General features: G+C 61.6%; 16 protein-coding genes. 7 read left to right on the top strand and 9 right to left on the bottom strand.

The window, feature by feature from the left end; genetic code table 11:
- Positions 1–17: 17 nt before the first annotated feature.
- The 4 genes from hutU to HMPREF2978_RS02475 form a co-directional block, all read right to left on the bottom strand.
- On the bottom strand, positions 18–1,694 hold the full coding sequence (hutU, locus tag HMPREF2978_RS02490; protein ID WP_070528883.1) for a urocanate hydratase: 1,677 nt from the start codon (positions 1,692–1,694) through the stop codon (positions 18–20).
- A gap of 326 nt (positions 1,695–2,020) precedes the next feature.
- The gene (gene hutH / locus HMPREF2978_RS02485) at positions 2,021–3,574 is read right to left on the bottom strand and encodes a histidine ammonia-lyase (protein WP_070743927.1); all 1,554 of its coding nucleotides are present in this window, start codon (positions 3,572–3,574) and stop codon (positions 2,021–2,023) included.
- Positions 3,575–3,753: 179 nt separating this feature from the next.
- On the bottom strand, positions 3,754–4,482 hold the full coding sequence (locus HMPREF2978_RS02480) for an IclR family transcriptional regulator (RefSeq protein ID WP_070743925.1): 729 nt from the start codon (positions 4,480–4,482) through the stop codon (positions 3,754–3,756).
- 37 nt (positions 4,483–4,519) lie between these two features.
- On the bottom strand, positions 4,520–5,866 hold the full coding sequence (locus tag HMPREF2978_RS02475) for a YjiH family protein (protein WP_070743923.1): 1,347 nt from the start codon (positions 5,864–5,866) through the stop codon (positions 4,520–4,522).
- A gap of 365 nt (positions 5,867–6,231) precedes the next feature.
- Between HMPREF2978_RS02475 and HMPREF2978_RS02470 the strand changes: the two genes are divergently transcribed.
- From HMPREF2978_RS02470 to HMPREF2978_RS02455, 4 genes are read left to right on the top strand one after another with little or no spacing between them, the layout of a single operon-like run.
- Positions 6,232–7,632, top strand: a complete 1,401-nt coding sequence (locus tag HMPREF2978_RS02470) for an amino acid permease (protein ID WP_070743921.1) — start codon at positions 6,232–6,234, stop codon at positions 7,630–7,632.
- Between the two features lie 2 nt (positions 7,633–7,634).
- Positions 7,635–8,603 (top strand): formimidoylglutamase, encoded by a 969-nt coding sequence (gene hutG / locus HMPREF2978_RS02465; RefSeq protein ID WP_070743919.1) that lies wholly within the window; start codon positions 7,635–7,637, stop codon positions 8,601–8,603.
- Positions 8,604–8,636: 33 nt separating this feature from the next.
- Positions 8,637–9,029 (top strand): (deoxy)nucleoside triphosphate pyrophosphohydrolase, encoded by a 393-nt coding sequence (locus HMPREF2978_RS02460; protein ID WP_070528905.1) that lies wholly within the window; start codon positions 8,637–8,639, stop codon positions 9,027–9,029.
- The gene (locus HMPREF2978_RS02455) at positions 9,026–12,142 is read left to right on the top strand and encodes a DUF3427 domain-containing protein (RefSeq protein ID WP_070743917.1); all 3,117 of its coding nucleotides are present in this window, start codon (positions 9,026–9,028) and stop codon (positions 12,140–12,142) included. Before HMPREF2978_RS02460 ends, HMPREF2978_RS02455 begins: the two co-directional genes overlap by 4 nt.
- Before the next feature lie 344 nt (positions 12,143–12,486).
- Here the strand turns inward: HMPREF2978_RS02455 and HMPREF2978_RS02450 are convergent, their stop codons facing one another.
- Positions 12,487–13,722, bottom strand: a complete 1,236-nt coding sequence (locus tag HMPREF2978_RS02450; RefSeq protein WP_070529501.1) for an MFS transporter — start codon at positions 13,720–13,722, stop codon at positions 12,487–12,489.
- A 94-nt stretch (positions 13,723–13,816) separates the two neighbouring features.
- On the opposite strand from HMPREF2978_RS02450, the gene HMPREF2978_RS13420 reads away from it, so the two are divergent.
- Positions 13,817–14,338, top strand: a complete 522-nt coding sequence (locus tag HMPREF2978_RS13420; RefSeq protein WP_246818715.1) for a hypothetical protein — start codon at positions 13,817–13,819, stop codon at positions 14,336–14,338.
- A 77-nt stretch (positions 14,339–14,415) separates the two neighbouring features.
- Here HMPREF2978_RS13420 and HMPREF2978_RS02440 read toward each other — a convergent pair whose 3' ends face one another.
- The 3 genes from HMPREF2978_RS02440 to HMPREF2978_RS02430 all read right to left on the bottom strand — a co-directional run bounded on the left by HMPREF2978_RS02440 (position 14,416) and on the right by HMPREF2978_RS02430 (position 18,003).
- Positions 14,416–15,267 (bottom strand): hypothetical protein, encoded by an 852-nt coding sequence (locus HMPREF2978_RS02440; protein ID WP_070528911.1) that lies wholly within the window; start codon positions 15,265–15,267, stop codon positions 14,416–14,418.
- A gap of 62 nt (positions 15,268–15,329) precedes the next feature.
- Positions 15,330–16,205, bottom strand: coding sequence for a DNA primase (locus HMPREF2978_RS02435; RefSeq protein ID WP_070528915.1), 876 nt, complete (start codon positions 16,203–16,205; stop codon positions 15,330–15,332).
- A 76-nt stretch (positions 16,206–16,281) separates the two neighbouring features.
- Positions 16,282–18,003, bottom strand: coding sequence for a carboxylesterase/lipase family protein (locus HMPREF2978_RS02430; RefSeq protein WP_070743915.1), 1,722 nt, complete (start codon positions 18,001–18,003; stop codon positions 16,282–16,284).
- 115 nt (positions 18,004–18,118) lie between these two features.
- Between HMPREF2978_RS02430 and HMPREF2978_RS02425 the strand changes: the two genes are divergently transcribed.
- Together HMPREF2978_RS02425 and HMPREF2978_RS02420 are read left to right on the top strand one after the other, a co-directional pair.
- Positions 18,119–18,886: a hypothetical protein gene (locus HMPREF2978_RS02425; protein ID WP_070743913.1), complete on the top strand. Its 768-nt coding sequence runs from the start codon at positions 18,119–18,121 to the stop codon at positions 18,884–18,886.
- Between the two features lie 153 nt (positions 18,887–19,039).
- Positions 19,040–22,741 (top strand): multifunctional oxoglutarate decarboxylase/oxoglutarate dehydrogenase thiamine pyrophosphate-binding subunit/dihydrolipoyllysine-residue succinyltransferase subunit, encoded by a 3,702-nt coding sequence (locus HMPREF2978_RS02420; RefSeq protein ID WP_070528925.1) that lies wholly within the window; start codon positions 19,040–19,042, stop codon positions 22,739–22,741.
- A gap of 707 nt (positions 22,742–23,448) precedes the next feature.
- On the opposite strand, the gene HMPREF2978_RS02415 is transcribed toward HMPREF2978_RS02420, so the two are convergent.
- Positions 23,449–23,874 (bottom strand): LPXTG cell wall anchor domain-containing protein (locus tag HMPREF2978_RS02415; protein WP_143342261.1); only part of this gene is annotated, 426 nt, incomplete at its 5' end.

Here is a 23,874-nt window from a genome sequence, read left to right as displayed (position 1 = left end):
TTCTTTTCCTCTCTTGTCTAGTCGCGGGCCTTGAATTCCATCGGGATACGCACGCCGCGCTCGTCGGCGACTTCCTTGGCGCGAGTGTAACCGGAATCCACGTGGCGGATAACGCCCATGCCCGGGTCGTTGGTGAGCACCGCGCGCAGCTTGGCGGCGGCCAGCTCGGTGCCATCGGCGACGGTAACCTGGCCCGCGTGGATGGAGCGGCCCATGCCCACGCCACCACCGTGGTGGATGGACACCCAGGTGGCGCCGGAGGAGACTGCGGTCATAGCGTTGAGCAGCGGCCAGTCAGCCACGGCGTCGGTGCCATCGAGCATGGCCTCGGTCTCTCGGTACGGGGAGGCCACGGAGCCGGAGTCCAGATGGTCACGGCCGATGACGATCGGGGCCTTGATCTTGCCTTCCTTGACCAAGTCATTGAAGAGCAGGCCGGCCTTGTGGCGCTCGTTGTAGCCCAGCCAGCAAATACGCGCCGGCAGGCCCTCGAACTCCACGTATTCCTCGGCGGCATCAAGCCAGTTGTGCAGGTGCTCGTTGTCCGGGAAAAGCTCCTTGAGTGCCTGGTCGGTGACCTTGATGTCCTCCGGGTCGCCGGAGAGCGCTGCCCAGCGGAAGGGGCCAAGGCCCTCGCAGAAGAGCGGGCGGATGTAGGCCGGGACGAAGCCCGGGAACTCGAAGGCGCGCTGGTAGCCGGCCTTGCGGGCCTCGTCGCGGATGGAGTTGCCGTAGTCGAAGACCTCGGCGCCCTCATCCTGGAATTCCACCATGGCCTGGACCTGGGCGGCCATGGCCTCGCGAGCCTTCTTCGTGAAGGTGGTCGGGTCCGCCTTGGCCTCGTTGTGCCAATCCTCGACGGTGATTTCGGTGGGCAGGTAGCTCAGCGGGTCGTGCGCGGAGGTCTGGTCCGTAACGATATCCACGGTGAACTCACCGGCGCGCTGGCGGCGCAGCACCTCCGGGAAGACCTCGGCGGCATTGCCCACCAGACCCACGGACAGCGGCTTCTTGTTCTCCTTGGCGTCGAGCACCAGCTTGAGGGCCTCGTCGAGGTCGGTGACGACCTCATCGAGGTAGCGCTTGGACTGGCGGCGCTTCAGTCGGGTCTCGTCAACATCGACGATGAGGCAGGCGCCGCCGTTCAAAGTAACGGACAGCGGCTGCGCGCCGCCCATGCCGCCGCAACCACCAGTCAGGGTGAAGGTGCCGGCGAGCGTGTCGTTGAAGCGCTTCTTGGCCACAGCCGCGAAGGTCTCAAAAGTACCCTGCAGGATGCCCTGGGTAGCGATGTAAATCCAGGAGCCGGCCGTCATCTGGCCGTACATCATCAGGCCCTCGTCCTCGAGCTTGCGGAAGTGCTCCCAATTGGCCCAGTCACCGACCAGGTTGGAGTTGGCGATGAGCACGCGCGGCGCCCACTCGTTGGTCTTCCAAATACCCACCGGCTTGCCGGACTGCACCAGCAGCGTCTCGTCGGACTCGAGATCCTTGAGCGACTCCACGATGGCATCGAAGGCTTCCCAGCTGCGGGCAGCGCGTCCAGTGCCGCCGTAGACCACGAGATCCTCGGGGCGTTCGGCAACCTCGGGGTCAAGGTTGTTCATGAGCATGCGCAGCGGGGCTTCGGTCTGCCAAGACTTGGCGGTGATTTCGGTTCCGCGCGGGGCGCGTACTTCGCGGGGTTCAGACATGACTTCCTTTCGCTCGTGCTTTTCGACGCCCTCCCAAACCCCCAAGGCCGGTTCCCCGGGGCTGTCCCTTTTAGGGCTTGGTCAGCGTCACACCGAACAAGTTACTGTGACCCACGACCATGAACTAGCACTCTTTCGGGCCGGCTGTCTCAGATACAAGACTGTTGCACGACCAGTACTGCAGCGCCGCGCTTCCCGCCTCTACCAAACCCAAAAGTGCAGACCTGGAAGTGCATTCAGGCAGGTCTGCACTTCTAGGTCTGCACTTTTGGAATTAAGACGGCAAGAGAAGGCCCCATGGCACATGCCACGGGGCTGGGGCGGAGTTAGCGCAGCGTGCCGACGGCCCCTTCTACCGCATCCACCAATGCACCTTCCTTGACCAGGCGCACGGTCTCCTCGATCTCCGGGGAGAGGTAGCGGTCGGTGCCCGGCCCCTGGACGGTCTGGCGCAGCGCATCGATGACCGCGCCGGTACCCTTGGCCGGCTGGCCCTCGCGCATATCAATAGCGCGGGCGGCGGTGAGAATTTCGATGGCAAGCACGCGCTGCAGACCGTCGACTGCCTTGCGCAGCTTGCGCGCACCCGACCAGCCCATGGAGACGTGGTCTTCCTGCATCGCCGAAGACGGAATGGAATCCGCCGAAGACGGGTTGGCCAGGCGCTTGAGCTCAGAGACAATGCCTGCCTGCGCATACTGCGCAATCATGTGGCCGGAGTCCACGCCCGGATCATCGGCCAGGAAGGCGTTGAGTCCGCGGTTGCGAGCGACGTCGAGGAAGCGGTCGGTCCGGCGCTCAGAAATGGAAGCCAGGTCAGCCACAACGATGGCCAAAAAGTCCAGCGCGTAGGCCACCGGCGCGCCGTGGAAGTTGCCGTTGGAGACCACGCGCCCGTCCTTGGCCACCACCGGGTTGTCGACAGCTGCGGCTAACTCACGCTCAGCAACCGTTGCTGTGTGCGCCAAAGTATCGCGGAAACCGCCGGCCACCTGCGGCGCGCAGCGTACCGAGTAGGCGTCCTGGACCTGCTTCTTCTTGAAGTCCTCGAGCGCCGCCACGAGAATCTCTGAGCCTTCCGCCACCGTCAAGATATTGGCCGCGGCATCCGCCTGGCCCGGATGCGGGCGCAGCTGCTGCAGGTCATCAGCGAAGACCACCAGCGTGCCCAGCAGGCCCTCTACCGTCATCGCGGTAGCGATATCGGCGGTCTTGGCCAGTTCGCGCAAGTCGGTGATAGCCAGGCAGAGCTGGCCCAGCATGCCATCGGTGCCGTTAATGAGTGCTAGGCCTTCCTTTTCCCGCAGCTTGAGCGGCTCGATACCCGCTGCAGCCAGGGCCTCGGCAGCCGGAGTGACCTCGCCGCCATCAACGCGCACCTCGCCCTCGCCCAGCAGCGCCAGTGCGCAGTGCGCGAGCGGCGCCAAGTCGCCGGAGCAACCCAGGGAGCCGTATTCGCGGACCACCGGATGGATATTGGCGTTGAGGACTGCGGCATAGGTTTCCGCCACCACCGGACGCACGCCGGTGCGGCCAGTACACAGGGTGGACAGGCGCAGCAACATGAGCGCGCGGATAACCTCTTGCTCAACCTCCGGGCCCGTGCCCGCGGCATGCGAGCGCACGAGCGAGAGCTGCAGCTGCGCGCGCATTTCCTCCGGAATGTGACGGCGGGCCAGCGCGCCAAAACCAGTGGAGATGCCATAGACCGGAGTCGGGTCCTGGGCCAGCTCCTCGACGCGCTCGCGAGTGGAGGCGATTTCCGCCAGGGCGTCCTGGGAGATGTCCACCTTCGCGCCATAGCGCGCAACGGCCACGACTTCCTCGATGCTCAGCGCACCGATTCCCACGGTCACGGTGGAGGGATAAGTATTAGACATGTAAGGCTCCTTCGACGTCACGCAGCCCAGACCTCACCCAAGAGTGGGAAGAAAAGGCACACGGAAATACGTACTTGTTTTCACAAGAATAGAAAAATAGTGATACGCGCGACAGCCTTACGCGTTGCGCTCATAGTACAACAGGCTGCCCGGCGCGCCAATACCCCGCGCACTACCTTTTAGCGGCGCCCGTACATTCTCTCTGCCACCTGCCGCGCGGCGGTGCGCAGTTGTTGTGCGACGTCGGTGGCGTCGGCAGTGCCCACCGGGAAAGTCACCGCCAGCGCCGCTGCGGGCCTGCCCACGTGGTCCACCACGGCCACGCCTACCGACGCCTGCCCGCGCGCCACCACCTCAACCTCTTCGGCCCATCCGCGCTCGCGCACCTGGCGCAGGATTTCTTTATATTCCCCAAAGCCTAAGGAACCTGGGAAGAATGCCGCCTTCCATTCCGCTTCTGGAAGCAACGCCAGCATGGCGCGCCCGGAGGCCGTGCGCTGGGCTTGCAGCCGCACCCCCTTCTCTGTGACCAGTGACAGCGCCCCCGGCGCGCGCACCTCGTTGAGGTAGAGAATCTCCGAACCCGCCAAGCGCGACAGGTGCCCCGAGCCGCTCACAGTGCTAGCGATGCGTTCCAGGTGCCCCTGCGTTGCCTTCACGAGGGGCTGCTGCGTGGCATAGGCCGCGGCCATAGAGTAGGCGGCGAGCCCCAAACCATAGGTTTGGTTTTCCGGCAGGTGCACCACGAATCCCGCGTCCACCATCTCCTTGAGCAGGTGGTAGGTGGACGAGCGCGGCAGGTCCAGCTCACTGCGGATGCGTGCGGCGGAAATCGGCACGTCGATGGTGGACAGCAACCGCAGGATCTCCAGCGCGTTGCGCGCCGCCGGGACTCGGGAGGTACTCATGGGCCCACATTCTAATGAGACCTCATTTAAGTCCCAGCTAAATCACCAGGAAAGCAATCGGCGTCGCAATAATGATGGTGAGCACCACGCGCTCGAACCAGATGACCACGATCTGCCACAGCTTGATCGGAATCTTGGTGGCCAAGATGCACGGCACCAGCGCGGAGAAGAAGATGATGGCGGAAATCGCCACCACGCCGATAACGAACTTGAGCACCATGCTCTCAGAACCCGCCACAGCTGTCGCCGGCAGGAACATCTCCGCAATGCCCATTGCCGCGGCCTTGCCCGCCAGCTCCGGTTCTGGCAGCTGGACAAGCCACGCGAATGGATAGAACAGGTAGCCCAACCAATCGAAGAGCGGGGTGAAGTTGGCCAGCAACAAGCCAATCAGGCCCACGGACATGATGGAGGGCACAATCGCCGCCGCCATGCGCACGCCATCGCGCAGGTTGTCCCAAATGGCAGCACCCAAGGACGGCGCGCGGTCCAGCGCCAGCAGCGCCTCACGCCACGCTGCCTTAAAGAAATTGCCCTTCACTGGCTTTTCCGGATCCGCTTCCACACCATCGATGTAGTCATCAGGAATCCTGCTCAGCGGCGGAATCCACACGGTAATCGCCGTAACCAGGAAGGTCACCACGAGGGATACCGCGAAGTAGATGCCCCACATATCCATCAGGTCGAGCTGCTTGGCGACGATCACCATGAAGGCAGCTGAGACCGTCGAGAAGCCCGTCGCAATGATGGAAGCCTCACGCGCGGTGTAGCCGCCGCGCTGGTACACGCGGTCAGTAATGAGGATTCCCAACGAGTAAGAACCCACGAAGGAGGCCACCGCATCGATGGCGGAGCGCCCCGGCGTGCGCCACAGCGGGCGCATGATGGGCTGCATGAATACGCCGACGAATTCTAGGAGGCCATAGCCAATCAGAAGGCCGAGGAAGGCGCCGCCAATCGGCACGATAAGGCCTACCGGGGTGGCAATGGAATTCCACAGGAAGGGCACGATGTCCTCGTTGGCCAGCACTCCCGGCAGCGTTCCAATGACCATGAGGAAGGAGACCACCAGGCCCACCACGTTGAGCGCGGTGAAAACCGCCTGCAGTGGCCCCTCCCGCCAGTTCTTGTTCACGATGCTGCGCACCGTGCCATAAAGCGCCAGCGCCAGGATGAACCATGGCACGAAAGCCTCAGCATAGGTGCGGATGATGGTGACCATGTGGTCAAGCGGGATGGACTTCTTTCCGTCATAGCTGATGGGAAAGAAGAATACGAAAGCGCCAATAGCGCTGTAGACAAAGAGGCGCCAGATGCCCTTCTTGGAGGGGACATCGTCGTCACTCTCGTAGAAGGCGTCAACGATTGCGTCTTCAGAGTTCATGTTCTACCTCACGGTGGTGGAAACTATACGTCACTAGCACGGCCACAACACGCTCACTTCTTGAACGCGCCAAGCAAGCACAAACCCAAGAAAGGGGCGGTTGCTTTTAAGCCATGCCCACGCGACAGCCACACGCAGGTCTTCACATACTAGCGGCACCATAAACAAATGTCCCCTACGTCACCCCCGTGCAAAGAATGCGGCCCCCGCCATACGCCCAACCGCGCCACCCCCACCACAGAATTGACCCCACGTCTGAACTAGAGGAAAGTAACTCCCAGACCCACCCGCACCAACTACTCCCCTTAATGCGCGGCGCCAGGACCACCAAGCGCCATACAGGGGACAGAGGAGGACGCAACCCCGTGGCAGAAACCACCCCCAAGCGCCCCGGCTTGAAACACCGGCACCTGCACTTCATCGCCTTGGGCTCGGCCATCGGCACCGGCCTGTTCTATGGCTCCGCCGGCGCCATCCAAGCCGCCGGCCCCTCGGTGCTCTTGGTCTACCTTCTCGGCGGCGCCGTGGTCTACTTCCTCCTGCGCGCACTCGGTGAGATGTCCGTACACCACCCCGTCACCGGCTCCTTCGCCGAATACGCCCGTACCTTCCTAGGCCCCTGGGCCGGCTATATCACCGGCTGGATGTTCGCCTTCGAAATGGTCATCGTGGCCCTCGCGGATCTCACCGCCATCGGCGTCTACATGCAATTTTGGTTCCCCGGCTCGCCCAAATGGGTGTGGGTCGCCGCCACACTGCTTCTCGTCGGCGGCGCCAACCTCGCCACCGTCAAGGCCTTCGGTGAGCTGGAATTCGCCTTCACCATCGTCAAGGTCGGCGCCGTCATCGCCATGATCTTAGGTGGCGTGGCCGTGCTCGTCTTCGGACTCTCCACCGCGGAGACCACCGGCCCGGCCAACCTGGTCAACGATGGCGGCTTCTTCCCCAACGGCGTCTCCGGCATGGTCGCCTCCTTCATCCTCGTCCTTTTCGCCTTCGGCGGCACGGAGATCGTCGGCGTGGCCAGCGCGGAGGCCGAAGACCCCGCCAAGTCCGTGCCGAAGGCCGTCAACACCATCCCGGTGCGCATCCTGCTCTTCTACGTCCTAGCCATCCTGGTCATCCTCATGATCAACCCCTGGCGCAGCATCACCGGTGAGGAAAGCCCCTTCGTCCAGATCTTCTCCACCCTGGGCGTCACCTGGGCTGCGGCCGCCCTCAACATCGTCGTCATCACCGCGGCTGTTTCCGCCATTAACGCCGATCTCTTCGGCGCCGGCAACGTCCTTACCGGCCTAGCACGCCAGAACCTCGCACCGAAGGTCATGGCCAAAAAGACCCGCGGTGTGCCTGTCATGACCATGATCATCCTGCTCATCGTCATGGTCATCGGCACTGGACTCAACGCGCTTATCCCGGATAACGTCTTTGAGGTCATCGCCTCCCTGGCTACCTTTGCCACCATCTACGTGTGGCTGATGATCCTCCTGGCCCACGTGGCCTCCCGCCGCCAGATGCCCACCGAAGAACGCGCCAGTCTGGAATACACCGTCCCCTTCTGGCCCTGGGGCCAATACTTCTCCATCGCCTTCATCATCTTCACTTTTGGCATCATGGTGTGGCAGGAGCAGTACCGTCCGGCACTGGCCACGGGCGTTATCTTCATCCTCCTGATGACCGCCATTTTCTACCTCACCGGCCGCCGCACCGCCGCCGCGAGCACCCCACAGGGAACAGCTCCGCAAGGAACAGACGCGAAAGGATAACCATGAACACCGTTGATGCCCCCGCCTACTCCCCTGCCCCCGAGTGGTCCGGCCGCTCCGATGGCCCGGGCCCCGAGCATGCGCGGTGGCACAGCGTGGTTCGCCCGCTGGACGTCGCCAAGCCCCAGGCAGAACCCGGCGTCGCACTCCTTGGTTTTGCCTCCGACGAGGGCGTTGAGCGCAACCATGGCCGCCCCGGCGCGGCTGCGGGCCCGGCCGCTCTGCGCGGTGCCCTGGGTTCCCTGGCGCTGCACCATACGCACCCGCTGTACGACGCCGGCACGATCACCACCCAAGGCACCGACCTGGAGGGCTCCCACGAGCGCCTCTCCGACGCAGTGGAATCACTCTCACGCGCCGGGCACCTGCCCATCATCCTCGGCGGCGGCCATGAAACTGCCTTCGGCTCTCACCGCGGCGCCTTCCGCGCCCTAGGCCCTCTGCAGATCATCAACTTGGACGCGCATTTCGATCTCCGCACCGCGGACGTGCCCACCTCCGGCACCCCGTTCAAGCAGATTGCTGACCTGGCGGGCCGCGAGGACTTCGACTATTCCGTCCTGGGAATCTCCCGCCCCAACAACACGCCGGTGCTTTTCGACGAAGCCGCCGCCCTCGGCGTCACCGTCGTCCTCGACGAGGAATTGCTCAACATGGACCGCACCCAGGTGCGCGACACCGTCGCGCGCATCTGCTCCGGCACCAAGCCCATCCACCTCTCCATCGACTTGGATGTCCTGCCTGCCGACCAAGCACCAGGTGTCTCCGCCCCCGCCGGCCTCGGCGTGCCGTTAAACACCATCCGGGAACTCGCACTCACCATCGCCGCCTCGGGACGCCTGGCGCTTGTCGACGTCGTCGAGCTCAACCCCACCTTCGACACCGACAACCACACCGCCAAGCTGGCCGCGCGGTTGATTGATGACATTGTGACGGCGCATTTTTCTGCCACCACGTCCGCGAATTCCTAGATAAGACCGGGGCCAGCCGGCATACTAGTGCCCATGAGTTCACCGATTCGTGTTGTCGGAGCCGTCTTCGTCGACGGCAATCGATTCCTAGCTTGCCGCAAAGCTGCAGGAAAGTCCCTAGCCGGCATGTGGGAATTTCCGGGTGGCAAAATTGAATCGGGCGAAACCCCGGAGCAGGCGCTCGCGCGTGAGATCAAGGAAGAGCTTTCCGTAACCGCAACCGTTGGTGACGAGGTCACCACGACGGTCTATGAGTACGACTTCGCCACCATCGAGCTTACGACGTTTCTGTGCCGCATCGAGTCCGGTGAACTAACCCTTAGTGATCACGACGAGACGCGTTGGGTAACCCCTGCCACGGCACGGGAACTCGACTGGGCTCCCGCAGACATCCCCGCCGTCAAACTCATTTCTTCGCGCCTATGAGCTCCGAATCCATCCTGCCCTTCGGCATCTACGAAACCCCGGTCACCGCTCGTATTCAGGAGCGAATCGAAGAAACAAAGAAGGCTCGCCCCACTGCTGCACTGGGCATCGCACACGAATCCAAGAAGGACGTAGACCCGCGGTTCGCGGCGGCAGTGTCCCAGCATTTCGCCAAAGCACTTGAACAAAAACTCACCGAGATGACGAAGGCGGAAGACCGCGTTGCCCTCATCAATGCGCTAGCACAACATCTTGGTGCAGATGAGTCCATCTCCGCAGAACAGCTGCTCTACGCCATCTATCGATCAGAGCATGAAGAGCCACCAGAGCTTCCGGAAGTCTCGCTCAACTCCAGTGCCTTGTTTACCAACAGCGTGGACGATACCAATATGTCGGTCGAGATTGCCCGCGAGATCCGAACGGCCGACTCCGTCGATCTACTGTGCGCTTTCATCAAGACTTCAGGCATTGCGGTCATCAGCGATGAATTGGAGTACCTCAGGGATCGCCAGATCCCGCTGCGCGTCATCACCTCGACGTACTGCGGGGCGACCGAAGCAGCCGCAGTGCGCCGCCTAGTGGAAGACTACGGTGCTGAAGTCCGCATTTGCTATGAGCACAAGAGCACACGCTTGCATGCCAAGGCCTGGCTCTTTCGGCGCCAGTCTGGTTTTGACACCGCCTTCATCGGCAGCTCGAACCTCTCGCGCTCAGCGCTAGTTGATGGCTGGGAATGGAACGTCCGGGGCTCTCGTTCCTCCACGCCGGAGATCATTGAGGAGTTCATCAAGACCTTCGATAGCTATTGGTACGACAATCACTTCAAAACCTTTGTTCCGGGGAAGGACTACGCGCGCCTCAAGGAGGCTCTCGGCAGCGCCAAGTTCCTCGAATCAAAGCCCGGCGAAAAGCTCGAGCTATCTGGCCTTCGCGTCGAGCCCTACCCCTACCAAGAAGAGATGCTCGAAGCTTTAGAGTCCGAGCGCGAAGTTCACGATCGTCATCGCAACCTCCTCATTGCCGCCACCGGTACAGGCAAGACGGTCGTGGCCGCATTGGACTACCGCCGCCTGTGCGAGAAGCTGGGGCGCAGGCCACGACTACTTTTCATTGCCCACCGGCGCGAAATTCTCACCCAGGCCCAGCGAACGTACCGCGAGGTTCTTCGTACTGCTGGCTTTGGCGAGCTCCTCCTAAGCGGTGAGCAACCCGCCCAGTGGGACCATGTCTTCGCGAGCATCCAGTCTCTGCATGGCAAGCGCCTAGCCCAGATTGCGCCAGACCATTTTGAGGTCGTCGTCATTGATGAGTTCCACCACGCCGAGGCCGCGACGTACCGCGCTGTTTTGGACTACCTGCAACCACGTGAACTCCTCGGACTGACAGCCACACCCGAGCGCGGTGACGGCGAGAACGTCCAGAAGTATTTCGACTACCGCGTGGCCCATGAGCTTCGCCTCTGGGATGCGTTGCGCCTCCAGCTCCTCGCACCGTTGCACTACTACGGAGTCGACGATGATACCGACCTGACGAGCCTAACCTGGAACCGTGGAAAGAAGGACTACCAAGCTTCGGAGCTGAGCGAGTTTTATCTCAAGGCCGGAGAGAAGCGCACCAGGTTCATCATCAATGAGCTCAACCGTCGCATCTTCGATCTCTCCGAAATGAAAGCCCTTGGCTTCTGCGTGACCATCGCCCACGCCGAATACATGGCGGAGCAGTTCAACCTTTTCGGCATCCCTGCCCTAGCGGTCAGCAGCAGGCTCAACGTTGATGAGCGTCGTCGCGCCATCGAGCAGCTTCGCGAAGGCACTATCAAGATTATCTTCGCGGTCGATATTTTCAACGAAGGCGTGGACATTCCATCGATCAATACGCTGCTGCTTCTGCGTCCGACGCAAAGCCCGGTGCTTTTCGTCCAACAGCTTGGTCGAGGTCTGCGTCTCCACGAGGGAAAGAATGCCTGCACCGTCTTTGATTTCTTGGGCCTCCAGCACGAGGAATTCGATTTCGAAGAGCGCTTCAAGGTGCTTACCGCCGCTCGCGGAAAGAACCTCGCCAAGGAGGTAGAGCAAGGTTTCCCCACTGCTCCGCCGGGCTCCAACATCACCTTGGACCGTGTAACGACCGAGCGCGTTCTCAAGAACATCAAGCGCTTGGCCCGTAACTCCGTTAAGAAGATACGAGCGCTCATTTCTGATTACGGCACAACCGATCTCGCTAGTTTCATTAATAGCTCCGGTGTTCCTGTGGAAGATATCTACCGCCGCAAGGGCATTACGTGGACCACGCTGCTGCGCGACGAAAAGCTACTGCCCTCCAGCCCCGCAAACGAGCACGAAGAATTCCTTCTCAGCCGAATCCGCGTACTGTTGCACATCAATGACCCTCGCCGCGTAGCGGCCTATAGCCTCCTTGTTTCTCCGGACGGTCCCAACGAGAAGGAAATGACTCCCGAGCAAACCCGATATGCCACCATGCTCGTGTTGGCGCTGTGGGCTAACTCAAATACGACGGTGCCGGAATCCCTCGATGAGGCCCTGCGCATCATCCGTGCCTGCCCTTCCTTCATCGCTGAGGTAACGCAGATCATGCAGCTCACGCTCGACCGCTCCCGCGTCATTCCAGAGAAGTCAACGAACAGCGTCTTGGAAACTCACGCCGACTACAGTCTTGCCGAGCTCGTTGGAGCTTTGGACGATGGCCCGTTGCGCAAATTGGCAAATCTGCCGCGCGAAGGTGTACGGCGCTTCGACGCATCAAACACCGACCTCTTCCTGGTCACCTTCCAAAAAGACGAGAGTGTCAGTGCTTCCACAAACTACCGCGACTACCCACTGGCACCGGATCGCTTGCACTGGGAATCCCAATCCACCACGTCACTCAAGTCCGCGATGGCACGGCGCTACATCCACCATCATGAGCTCAACGGCAACATCATCATTGCTACGCGCTTCAACAAGAGGAACAAGGTGGACACTGCATCGGCATACACCTTCCTCGGCAATGTCGACTACGTTACGCATAGGGGCGAGAAGCCCATCCAGTTTGAGTGGAGCCTTCGCCGTGACATGCCTAAACAGCTTTATGCCGCTGGACGCACTGTGGCTTAAGTCTCACATAAATATAAATAATGAAGTTGACACCCCCAACTAACCCACTTTAAGATTTCCTTAGCAGATTAAGAAAAGTTCAGTCTCTAATGCCTTGGTGCGGAAGTGTGGAGGACGGTTATGGGAGCCGCGAGTGAGCGAAGCCGAAAGAGGTGGAGCCGCCCAGATAACGGGTCTGAAACTTCCGTCTATGGCTTTACGCGCTTTCGGGAGCGTAGCTTCAAAACTGGCACCACCCCGCGATGGGCTGCGTGTAGCAAGAAAGCGCGCCGCACCCACTAGGACTTAACAGCCCTGAAGACTCCGTCAGAAAACTACCGACGGAGTCTTCCAGTTTTTGCCCATTACCGCCGTGGGCGGTAGCGGCGGCGCAGGCCGCGCAGAATACCTGTTCTCTCCCCCAAGGTGTCGCGGCCGAAAACCCACGCCACGACGCCAACTGCAGCCACTACTGCACAGAAGCCAAAGGCAGTCTCAAACCCGTACTTATCCGCCAGCAGTCCAATGACGATGGGGCCCAGAATCTGCCCGAAGTCACCAGCCATCTGAAAAGTTGATAACACCTGGCCGCCCGAGCGCTGCGAGCCGACGATATCCGCCACGGCTGCTTGCTGTGAGGGGGCAATAAGGCCTGACGCCGCGCCTGACAGGGCGGAGAGGATGAGGAGGGAGACGATGTTCGTCGCCAAGCCCAGCGTGCCCACGAACAGAGCGGAACCCACGAGCCCCGCAACGATGAGCGGGCGGCGCCCCACGCGGTCCGACCAGGAGCCGGAGAACTGCAAGACAATGGCGTTGCCTGCGGCAAAGGCCGCTAGCGCAACGCCGGATGTGGATGCGCCGTTGGCGAAGATGGCGGCCGCGAACAGCGGGAGGACCGCCACGCGCACGCCCATGTTGATCCAGCCCTGGGCGAAGTTCGACGTCAGCACTGCGCGGTATGCAGTATCCGCCCAGGCTTCCTCCAAGCGCATTGGTGTTAGGTGACGCCGACGTTCATCGGCCTCGTTGACCGAGGGCATAAGGATCCACACAACGAGTGCGGCGATGGCCACGCCGACGCCGTAGATGAAGAAGGGCCAGCGGAATCCTAAGAAGGAGAGGCTTGCGCCCACGAGCGGGCCAATTACGTTACCAAGCAGGAAAGACGTGGCATAAGTGGCCGAACACCGTCCGCGAATGCTGGGCGGCGCCAGACGCACAATGAGCCCCATCGCCGCGACAGTGAACATCGTCGAACCAATGCCGGCGATAGTGCGCAGCGCGACGATCTGCCAGTATTCCTGCGCCACGCCCACCAGGCCGGTCGTCACCGCAACGGTGAAGAGACCCGTCACGTAGACGCGGCGCGTGCCCACACGGTCGATGAGGAACCCAGCGGCCGGAGCGAAGATGAGGCGGCTGGCGGAAAAGACGGAGACAACGAGGCCTGCTGCGGCCATTGAGACGTCGAAGCTGACGATGAACTGCGGCAGCAGCGGTGCAATGAGTCCGTACCCCAAGGCAATGATGAACCCGGCGGTGACCATGACCCAAATTTCCCGCGGGATTTTAACCTGCGGCGCAGCATTATTTTTCATATCGCCACTCACTGTATCCCACTCCGCCAAATCGTCGCACACGTGTTCGATACTCGTGGAGGGAATGTCCGCTCGGTTTTCTAGTGTGTGGGCCATGAAGAACTACAGCAGCATTTACCAATCCGTTCAGTCCCCGTCCACGCTCAGCCCCGGTGAGCTCACCGCGGAGATCCTCTACCACCACCATGAAACGCTTCGCTCCATCGAGAGCATCATCCGCCACCCACGCTCGCTCGCGCGGCCCACGCCGCAGTGGCGTCCACCATCGAAGGTGTTGCCACCAGTGGACATAGAGGGCGGCGAATCGCTACCGCTGACGTTTACTGTTTCACGCCACCGCGTGGGCGAGCGGGCTAAGGCCCGTGTGCTGGGCTATGGAGAAAAGCGCGTGCCTGCTTATCTCATTACCGTGCGCATCACCGATCCGACCGGACGTCCCGTCGCGCCCTCGTTAGCGGAAGCCTGGGTGCGGGCACTGGTCCCAGAGGAGCTTGTCTCCGCGGTGCATGAGATATCCAGCAGCAGTGCGGCGACGTTTGTGTGGCTGGTGGATAGCACCTATACCCCGGTGCATTCACCGCTCTCCCTCTTCGAAGGATTCAGCCAGGCTGCCTAGTACCTACTTAGCTCCTGTCCCATGTGGGTGTGTTCCGAGTGGGTGGAACTGCGCAGCTTTTAAAGCTCGTGAATCTTTTAGAAGTAGCGCTGCATCCGGCCCAAGAGGTTGCGGGGTGGTTCCTCATCAAGAGAAATCGAGAACCTGTCCTCCGTTAAGACACGGGCACGGGATCGGCGTGTCTCCGGGTAGTCATATAGACGGAGGATGGGCTGCGGCGCCAAGCGAATAGCTACGCAGACGACGAGGGCCGTGAATGTCTTATCAATCACGTCGGAGCTCAGACTCTGCAAAAGAACCGCCAGGCGCCCGTCATGCAAAATTAGCTCCCACAGCGCCATGAGCTTGATGGGTCCGCTTTGCCCATACTCACTGGGCAGGAGCAAGGTACACATCGTGGTCAATAGCCCGGCGACTACACCCACACCGGCGCCGGTGAGCATCATGACCAACATCCGCTTAAAGGCACCACGACGTGCCAGCCAACCAAATAGGTAGGCCACCACCACGGCCACCGGGAGGTACACCAAAAGCAGCGGGTTGTTGATGCTGGCCAAGCACGCAGTCAAGAGCGCCGTTCCCATCCCCAAGACGGGTCCGTAGACAATTGCCACGAATGCCGTGCCCATCATGTCCAGGTACAAGGGAATATTCACGTTAAAGATCAACGAGGAGAACACAAGGTTCACTGCCACCGCCAGCAACGGGTTAAGCAATGCGTGATGACCCAAAGAACGCCACTGTGCGGCAAGGAAGAGAAGGGCGCCGAGCAGGGTCAGGCACCACACACTGCTGGAGAGCACGGAGCCAAAAACATAGTCCCCGCTACCGTAGTTCGAATTCAGCGACAGGACCCAGGCCAGAGCCGCGCACACTAGTGCGGAGCCAACACACAGACGTTGACTCCGAGATGCCTTCTTGTCCGGCATGTGTTTTCGTCGCTCCTCATTAACGTAGGGAAAAGTACGCACTTACCCTACCCTGGGAGCTTTTAGTCCCCGGAGTCACCGTCGCTATCGGCGTCCTCTGTTTCGTCCTCGTCGTAATCATCGTCATCGTCATCAACGTCGTCGAAGAGAACGTCATCATCGTCATCGTCATCGGCGCCGAAGATGTCATAGACCTCGGGCTCGTCGAAGTCGGAGTCATCGATGCTAACCAGCTGGGCTTCCCAGTCCAGGGCTTGATCAGAAACCAGGCTCAGCACGTCAAAGAGACGGTCGAAGTCGGTGTAGGTGCCCAGTTCGAGAGCCTCGGCGGGAACCTCGATGATGGGGGCTAGCCCGCCCTCCTCGTCTTCCGCATCACCGAAGATGGCAACGCGCTCTTCCTCGCTCATGTCCTCCGGGGTACCGATCTCCCAGAGCTTGCTGATTGCCTCATCCTCTAGCTCATCGAGCTCTTCCTCATCGAAGTCGAAGGAGAGGAAACGCACGATTGCGCTCGGGACACCGTCGATGGTTTCCACCAGCACGCGCAGCTCCGAGTCGTTGGCCACCTCCGCCACGACGAGGTTCGGGTTGAACTCATCCTGGAGAAACTCCAACTCAGCGATGCGTTCATCGGTGCCCTCCAGCAGGTCACGCAGCACCGTCACCACCTGGTCGGTGGCGATGTGACGCGACACAGCCTCGACTGCATCCTCTACAGAGAACGCCACGGAAACTAAAACGGCCTCGAAGTCTTCATCGTCTTCATCCACATCGGCTGCGGCAATGTAAACGTTGGCCGCCGGCAGGATGGGGTCAATTTCCACAAACTGGATTTCCAAATCGGAGGTGATGGGCACGAACATCACATCGTCGTTGACGCGGGACTCAATGCCCTCCCCGTCCAGCGCAGAGGCGATATCTTCAAAAAAGCTCATGTGATTAACATCCGTCCATGTGGGAGTCTCACCCGGGCTGCTGCCAAGGCCCCACACATCTTACCTGCGATCCCCGTCAATAGCTCTCCTCATCGAGCAGGAATCCCAGTTCCTTCAGAATCTCCGGACGCCCGGTGCCCCACTCCAACATGTCGTAGGCCTCCCATGCTTGGCGACGCCCCTCCATCGGCGCCTCCTCCACGCGCGGCTCCACATCGAAAACCATGGTCGAGCGCTGCGGGGCGCGATATTGCGGCCAGTTTTCTAGAGGTGCGCCGTCCCGAATGAACTCGCCCCACTGCGCCTGCATGGTCTCGGTCACCTCCTCCATTTCGGCGGGCTTGGCAATGCTGTTCAGGAAGGAGACGCGCGATGCTCCCGGATCGCCAAAGATATTGGAGAGCTCCATCGAATGCATCGCCCCCAAGCCCAACCAGCGCAGTGCTGCCGGCGCGAAGTCGAAGCGGTACATCCACGTCGGATAGCGCCGCGCGTGTTCGGAGGCCACGCGGACGGTGGGGGCCCAGAAGAGGGCGTCGGTAAGCAGGTCCCCAAAGTCGCGGCGCGAGACCGCACCGCCGTAGGCCGCAATGACGTCCGGTGCGCTCTCCGGATCAAAAGAGGCCAAAAGCCGCAGGGCCGCGCGCTCCCGGGCACTCTGGCGTTGGAAGAGGAACTTTCCAAAGCTGGCCTCACCGGAGTTGGTTCCCACCAGCAGCGGCACCGGGTGTTGGTTGCCGTCCTCAAAGGCTTCGATGGGATGTTGCGGGATGAGGTCACCGTCGACAGTCGGCGCGTAGCAGGAGTTCAGGTACAGCAACTCGCCCGCGCGCCACATCATGGACTGACCGGAGCGCACCAAGTCCGCGAAATCCTCCCGACGCAGGTCATCCGCGGTGGTATCGCGCGGCAAGGCCATCTTGTGAACCAGCTCGCGGGCCCAAAACACCGACTGCGCCCGCGAATGAATCATGCCTATCGGCGGTGACTGCGCAATCGCGCGGTGAAACAGACCCTCGGCGCGCGGCACCGCCATGAGTGTCAGGACCGCCGCGCCGCCGGCGGATTCCCCCATGAGCGTGACGTTATCTGGGTCCCCGCCGAAGGCCGCGATGTTCTCGCGCACCCACTCCAACGCTAAGACCTGATCTGCCACAGCCGGGTTGGCGCAAGCCGCACCGCCAAGACTGCGGACGTCGAGATAGCCCAAGGCGCCCAACCGGAAGTTCACCGAAACATAGACAACGTCCATCTGGGCTGCGAACTCGAAGCCGCGCAGCATCAGCATGTGGGAAGAACCCACAATGAAACTGCCGCCATGCAAATACACCACGACGGGCAGCTTCTCCCCTGCCTTAGAACCCGATGATGTATCGGGCGAACCCGAATGGTGCGGCCGGACAACATCGAGGGTCAGGCAATCTTCTGAGCCCTCGATGCGGTCGGTCCAGGAGTACACCGGCTGCGGGGCCACGTGTCCGAACTCGCGGCAATCTCGGATTCCTTCCCAGGCCGGGGCAGGCCGCGGCTCCATGAAACGGTTGGCACCCGAGGTATCCGCGCCAAAAGGGATACCGCGCCACGAGCGCACCGGCGCGGAAATCGGGCGGTCCGGACGCAAGTCCTCCTCGATGCAACCGCGCACCCAACCTCCTGTGGTGAGCACCGTGAGATCGTCGGCAAGCGCGGTGCGTGCCGCCTCCTGCGCGGCGCGGGCACGGGCATGCAGGGATTCGGCAAGCAAGCGCGCTGCAGCTGCGCTGACCTCACACGAGGGGGAAGGCTCAAACTCGCTCATGCCTCATACCCTAATGCGCTAACCTGCTGGCGCGCTGAATAAAACGTTTTCGATACGGTGGTAAACATACTGTTCAAATTCACACGCAGTTTTAGTAAAGAAGTTAGGTGAGACAATGTTGGACAAGGTCTTTGGCAAGGACGACAAAGGCAAAGCAGTTAGTCGCCGGGAAGGATTGGTCGATCAAGCCGGCCCCGCAGAGGGCGTGGGCACCTTAGAGGTAGACGAGGCCAACCGCATTACTAAGGGATTCCTGGGGGCCATCGACAAAATCGTTTCTGTCCAATCCTCCGTCATCATCAACTATGTCGAGGGCGTAAAGAAGCGTAACCCCGACGCCAGCCCGGCAGAGTTACAAGAGCTCATTGACAAGCACTTCATGAACATCATCACCGGAACCGGTGCTGCCGCAGGCGCCTCCGCGGCTATCCCTGGCATCGGTCTGGTCACCGGCGCGGCCATTATCGGCGCGGAATCCCTGGTCTTCCTCGAAGCCGCCGCCTGGTACATCCTCGCCTCCGCGCACCTGCGCGGTGACAACATCCGGGATAAGGAGCGCCGCCGCGCGCTGGTCTTGGTGGTACTCACCGGCTCCCAGGGCAGCGCGCTGGTCGATACCTTTGTGGGGGATGCAACCTCGCTGTCTGGCGTCACCTCCGCTGCTACCCTCTCGCGTTTTTCCGGTCCGACCCTCAGCGGCCTCAACGGACGCCTGACCAAGCTGTTTATGAAGCAGGCCACCAAGAAGCTCAAGTGGGCATGGGTATCCAAACTGCTGCCAATGGGTGTAGGCGCGGTGCTGGGAACAACCGCCAACCGTAAATTGGGCCGCCAAGTTATTGACCATGCCGGAACCCAGCTCTCCCCCCTGCAGGGGGAGTAAAAGGCGGGAAACCCGCCCGGGATAGTGGGCAAACTTACAAGGGCCGTATCATAAGGGGAGACACTTTTCGGGGTGCCTTTCGCACCCGTGGATTGGCCTACTAGAGTCGAATAAAGACAAACTTAGAAGCACAGAAAGAGGCGAGCATCTGCCGTGAGCAACTCGAGCATCTATGGCCCGAATGCGTGGCTGATTGACGAACAGTTTCAGCAGTACTCCAAGGACCCGAACTCCGTAGACAAGGAGTGGCGCGAGTACTTTGAGGCCAACGGAGCACCGAAGGCGGCCGCACAGTCCAAGGCTGCGAACGCTCAATCCAGCACCCCCACCCAGAGGAAGAGCGCGGCACAGGCTGCACCGAAGAAGAACCAGGCTGAGGAGAAGGCTTCCTCCGCACCCGCGAAGGCTGCGAAGAAGACGGAGAAGAAGTCCGAGTCCCCGCTGGACCGAATCAAGGAAGCACCGGAGCCGGGCTCCCGCGTACTCAAGGGTATGTTCAAGGCAATCGCCAAGAACATGGACGAGTCCCTGGAGATCCCCACCGCTACCACCGTGCGTGACATCCCGGTCAAGCTCATGTGGGAAAACCGCGCGATGATCAACGATCACCTCAAGCGCACCCGCGGCGGCAAGATCTCCTTCACCCACATTCTGGGCTACGCGCTGGTCAAGGCCGTTCAGATCCACCCGGATATGAACGTGCGCTACGAGCTTCAGGACGGCAAGCCCACCGTTGTCCAGCCGGAGCACGTCAACCTGGGCCTGGCCATCGACCTTCCGCAGAAGGATGGCTCCCGCGCCCTCGTCGTCGCTGCCATCAAGGAAGCGGAGAACAAGACCTTCTCCGAGTTCATCGATGCCTACCAGGACATCGTTGACCGCTCCCGCAAGAACAAGCTGACGATGGATGATTTCTCCGGCGTCACCATCAACCTGACCAACCCGGGTGGCATCGGCACCCGCCACTCCATCGCCCGCCTGACCAAGGGCTCCGGCTCCATCATCGGCGTGGGCTCCATGGACTACCCGGCCGAGTTCGCCGGCACCTCCGCTGACCGCCTGGCAGACCTCGGCGTCGGCCGCCTGGTTACCCTGACCTCCACCTATGACCACCGCGTCATTCAGGGCGCGGAATCCGGTGAATTCCTGCGCACCGTGGGCCAGCTGATTCTGGATGATGCCTTCTGGGACGAGCTCTTCGAGTCCATGGGTGTTCCCTACCAGCCCTTCCGCTGGGCTGCCGACGTCCCCAACACGGGCGTCGACAAGAACACGCGCGTCATGCAGTACATCGAGGCCTACCGCTCCCGTGGCCACCTGCTGGCGGACATCAACCCGCTGGGTTGGAAGCAGCCGGGCCTGCCCTGGCCGGATCACCGCGACTTGGACCTGGCTACCCACGGCCTGACCATCTGGGATCTGGACCGCACCTTCAACGTCGGTGGTTTCGGTGGCAAGGAGACCATGACGCTGCGCGAGGTGGTTACCCGCCTGCGCTCCGCCTACACCCTCAAGGTTGGCTCCGAGTACGCCCACATCCTCGACCGCGATGAGCGCGGCTGGCTGCAGGAGCAGATTGAGGCCGGTATGCCGAAGCCGACCAACTCGGAGCAGAAGTACATCCTGCAGAAGGTCAACGCCGCTGAGGCCTTTGAGAACTTCCTGCAGACCAAGTACGTGGGCCAGAAGCGCTTCTCCCTGGAGGGCGCTGAGTCCCTCATCGCCCTGCTGGACTCCATCGTGGACACCGCCGCTGGCCAGGACCTCGACGAAGTTGTCATCGGCATGCCGCACCGCGGCCGCCTGAATGTTCTCTTCAACATCGTGGGCAAGCCGTTGGCGGATATCTTCGGCGAGTTCGACGGCAACTACAAGGGCGGCCAGATGGGCGGCTCCGGTGACGTGAAGTACCACCTGGGCGCAGAGGGCGAGCACCTTCAGATGTTCGGTGACGGTGAAATCAAGGTCACCCTGGCCGCTAACCCGTCTCACCTCGAGGCCGTCGACCCGGTCATGGAAGGTATCGCACGCGCCAAGCAGGACATCCTGGACAAGGGCGCCGAGGGCCACACTGTTGTGCCGATCATGCTCCACGGCGATGCATCCTTCACTGGCCTGGGTGTGGTCCAAGAGACCATCAACCTTTCCCAGCTGCGTGGCTACACCACCGGCGGTACCGTCCACGTGGTGGTCAACAACCAGGTGGGCTTCACCACCACCCCGGATTCCGGCCGCTCCACCCACTACGCCACCGACCTGGCTAAGGGCTTCGATTGCCCGGTCTTCCACGTCAACGGCGATAACCCGGAGGCTGTTGTCTGGGTGGGCAAGCTGGCGACCGAGTACCGCCGTCGCTTCGGCAAGGACGTCTTCATTGACCTCGTCTGCTACCGCCTACGCGGCCACAACGAGGCTGATGACCCGTCCATGACTCAGCCGCGGCTTTATGACATCATCGACGACCACAAGTCCGTCCGTGAGCGCTACACCGAAGAGCTCATTGGCCGCGGTGACCTCTCCGATGAAGAGGCAGAGGCAGCTGCACGCGACTTCCACGACCAGATGGAGTCCGTCTTCGCCGACCACAAGAAGGCTGAAGAGGCTGGCCCGAAGGAGCAGACTGGTATCACCTCCTCCCAGGAGCTGACCCGTGGTCTGGACACCTCCATCACCGCCGAGGAGCTCGCCGAGATCGGTGATGCCTACGGCACCCCGCCGGAGGGTTTCGAGTACCACAAGCGCGTGGCCAAGGTGGCCAAGGACCGCCAGAAGTCCTCGCGCGAAGGCGGCATCGACTGGGGCTGGGGCGAGCTCATCGCCTTCGGTTCCCTGGCTAACTCCGGCAAGGTTGTGCGCCTGGCCGGTGAGGATTCCCGCCGCGGTACCTTCACCCAGCGTCACGCCGTGGCCTTCGACCCGCGCACGGGTGAGGAGCACAACCCGGTTGCTCACCTGGCCGCGTCCAAGGGCAATGGCGGTAAGTTCATGGTCTACAACTCGGCCCTGACCGAGTTCGCTGGCATGGGCTTCGAATACGGCTACACCGTGGGCAACCCGGATGCTGTCGTGGCTTGGGAGGCACAGTTCGGTGACTTCGCCAACGGTGCGCAGACCATCATCGATGAGTACGTCTCCTCCGGTGAGGCCAAGTGGGGTCAGCTCTCCAGCCTGATCCTGCTGCTGCCGCACGGCTACGAGGGCCAGGGCCCGGACCACTCCTCCGCCCGCATCGAGCGCTTCCTGCAGCTGTGTGCTGAGGGTTCCATGACGGTGGCCCAGCCTTCCACTCCGGCTAACCACTTCCACCTGCTGCGCCGCCAGGCCCTCGGTGAGATGAAGCGCCCGCTGGTGGTCTTCACCCCGAAGTCCATGCTGCGTAACAAGGCCGCGACCTCCTCCGTGGCGGACTTCACTGAGGTCAAGAAGTTCCAGTCCGTTATCAACGACCCGAACTTCGTGGACCTCAACGGCAAGAAGGTCGGCGACACCGACAAGGTCAAGACCATCATGCTGGTCTCCGGCAAGCTCTACTGGGAACTGGCTAAGAAGAAGGAAGCCGATGGCCGCGATGACATCGCCATCGTGCGCGTGGAGATGCTCCACCCGATTCCGTTCAACCGCCTGCGTGAGGCTTTCGAGGCTTACCCGAACGCAACGCAGATTCGCTTCGTGCAGGACGAGCCGGCTAACCAGGGCCCGTGGCCGTTCTACAACGAGCACCTGCGCGACCTCATCCCGGACATGCCGGAGATGGCCCGCGTATCCCGCCGCTCGCAGTCCTCGACTGCGACCGGTAACGCGAAGGTTCACCAGATTGAGCAGAAGAACCTGCTCGAGGAAGCCTTCGACATCTAAAGGCGCTTAACGCCACAGGCGCTGGCACACTGCGCAGCGCCGAGCAAGGCCCCGGCCACCACGAACTCACAGCGAGTGTGGTGGCCGGGGCCTTTTCTTGCTTGTGTAACCCGGGTTGCCTCCCCTACCAGAGCACTACAGCCGCGCTGCGCGCCTATGCCCCTTTCACCAAACAGCCCTTCGCGCTCACCCAATCGCCCTTCACACTCACCCCACCGCCCCTCGCTTTCCCCTACTCGCCCTTGGCGCTCACCGGGAACGCCCGTGGTCAGCGATTCAGGCTCCTGGTGAGCGCGAAGGGAGACACGCATAAGAATCTCTTCTCAGAAAATCCACGAAATGTTGGGCAGAACTGCGCGAGGAGATAAAGCTGTGGCGAAACCTCTAAGCGGTCTTCGCATCCACCAGCGCGTTCGACCACGATGACGCCCCAGCTGCCGACGATCGCGGCAGAACCCACGGCAGCACTAAGAGAGTCGTTGAGCTGGACAGCGAGCTCCCCAATCTTGCTCACCTCGGGTCGAGTGGTGCTTCACGCCGAAAGCAGACAGACCTAACTCGATATGACCCCGAATTTCGAAAATGCTTTTCGACTGCCGCAGTGCAATTGATCAAAAAGAAACGCCCGAGCTATTGCTCGGGCGTTTACTCGTGGTCTACTCAACCACTGCCGTGGGGCCGGAAGGGCCCCTGCGGACACCTAGCGTTTAGGAGTCCTTGCGGCGGCTAGGACGCAGAATCAGAGCTGCACCAGCGATGAGTGCCAGCGCCACACCAATGAGGCCCAGGACGTTAGCACCGGTGTTGGCAAGCTTGCCAGACGAGGTGCTCTTGGAAGAGGCCGGGGTGCTCGTGGTCGCGCTTGGCTGGCTGCCCTGGCTCGGCTGAGCACTCGGGGTCTGCTCGGCCGTCGGCTGTGCTTCCTCGCTCGGTGCCTCTGGTGCCTTCGGCTCCTCAGGCTTCAGCGGCTCAACTGGCTTGGCCGGCTTCGTCGGCAGCTCCGGAAGGTGCGGAAGCTTAAAGAAGTGGGCCAATGCCGGCGGGATAATCACCAGCGGGATGAGCGGCCACAGGCTGCTGAGGTTCGGGATGGTCGAGGTGCCTGGCTTGTCCGGGTTGCCTGGCTTGTCCGG

It is taken from the genome of Corynebacterium sp. HMSC074C01 (genome assembly GCF_001814605.1).
Classification (GTDB): Bacteria; Actinomycetota; Actinomycetes; order Mycobacteriales; family Mycobacteriaceae; genus Corynebacterium.
The sequence above is the reverse complement of the archived record's forward strand: the minus strand, read 5'-3'. Positions and strand labels throughout refer to the sequence as shown.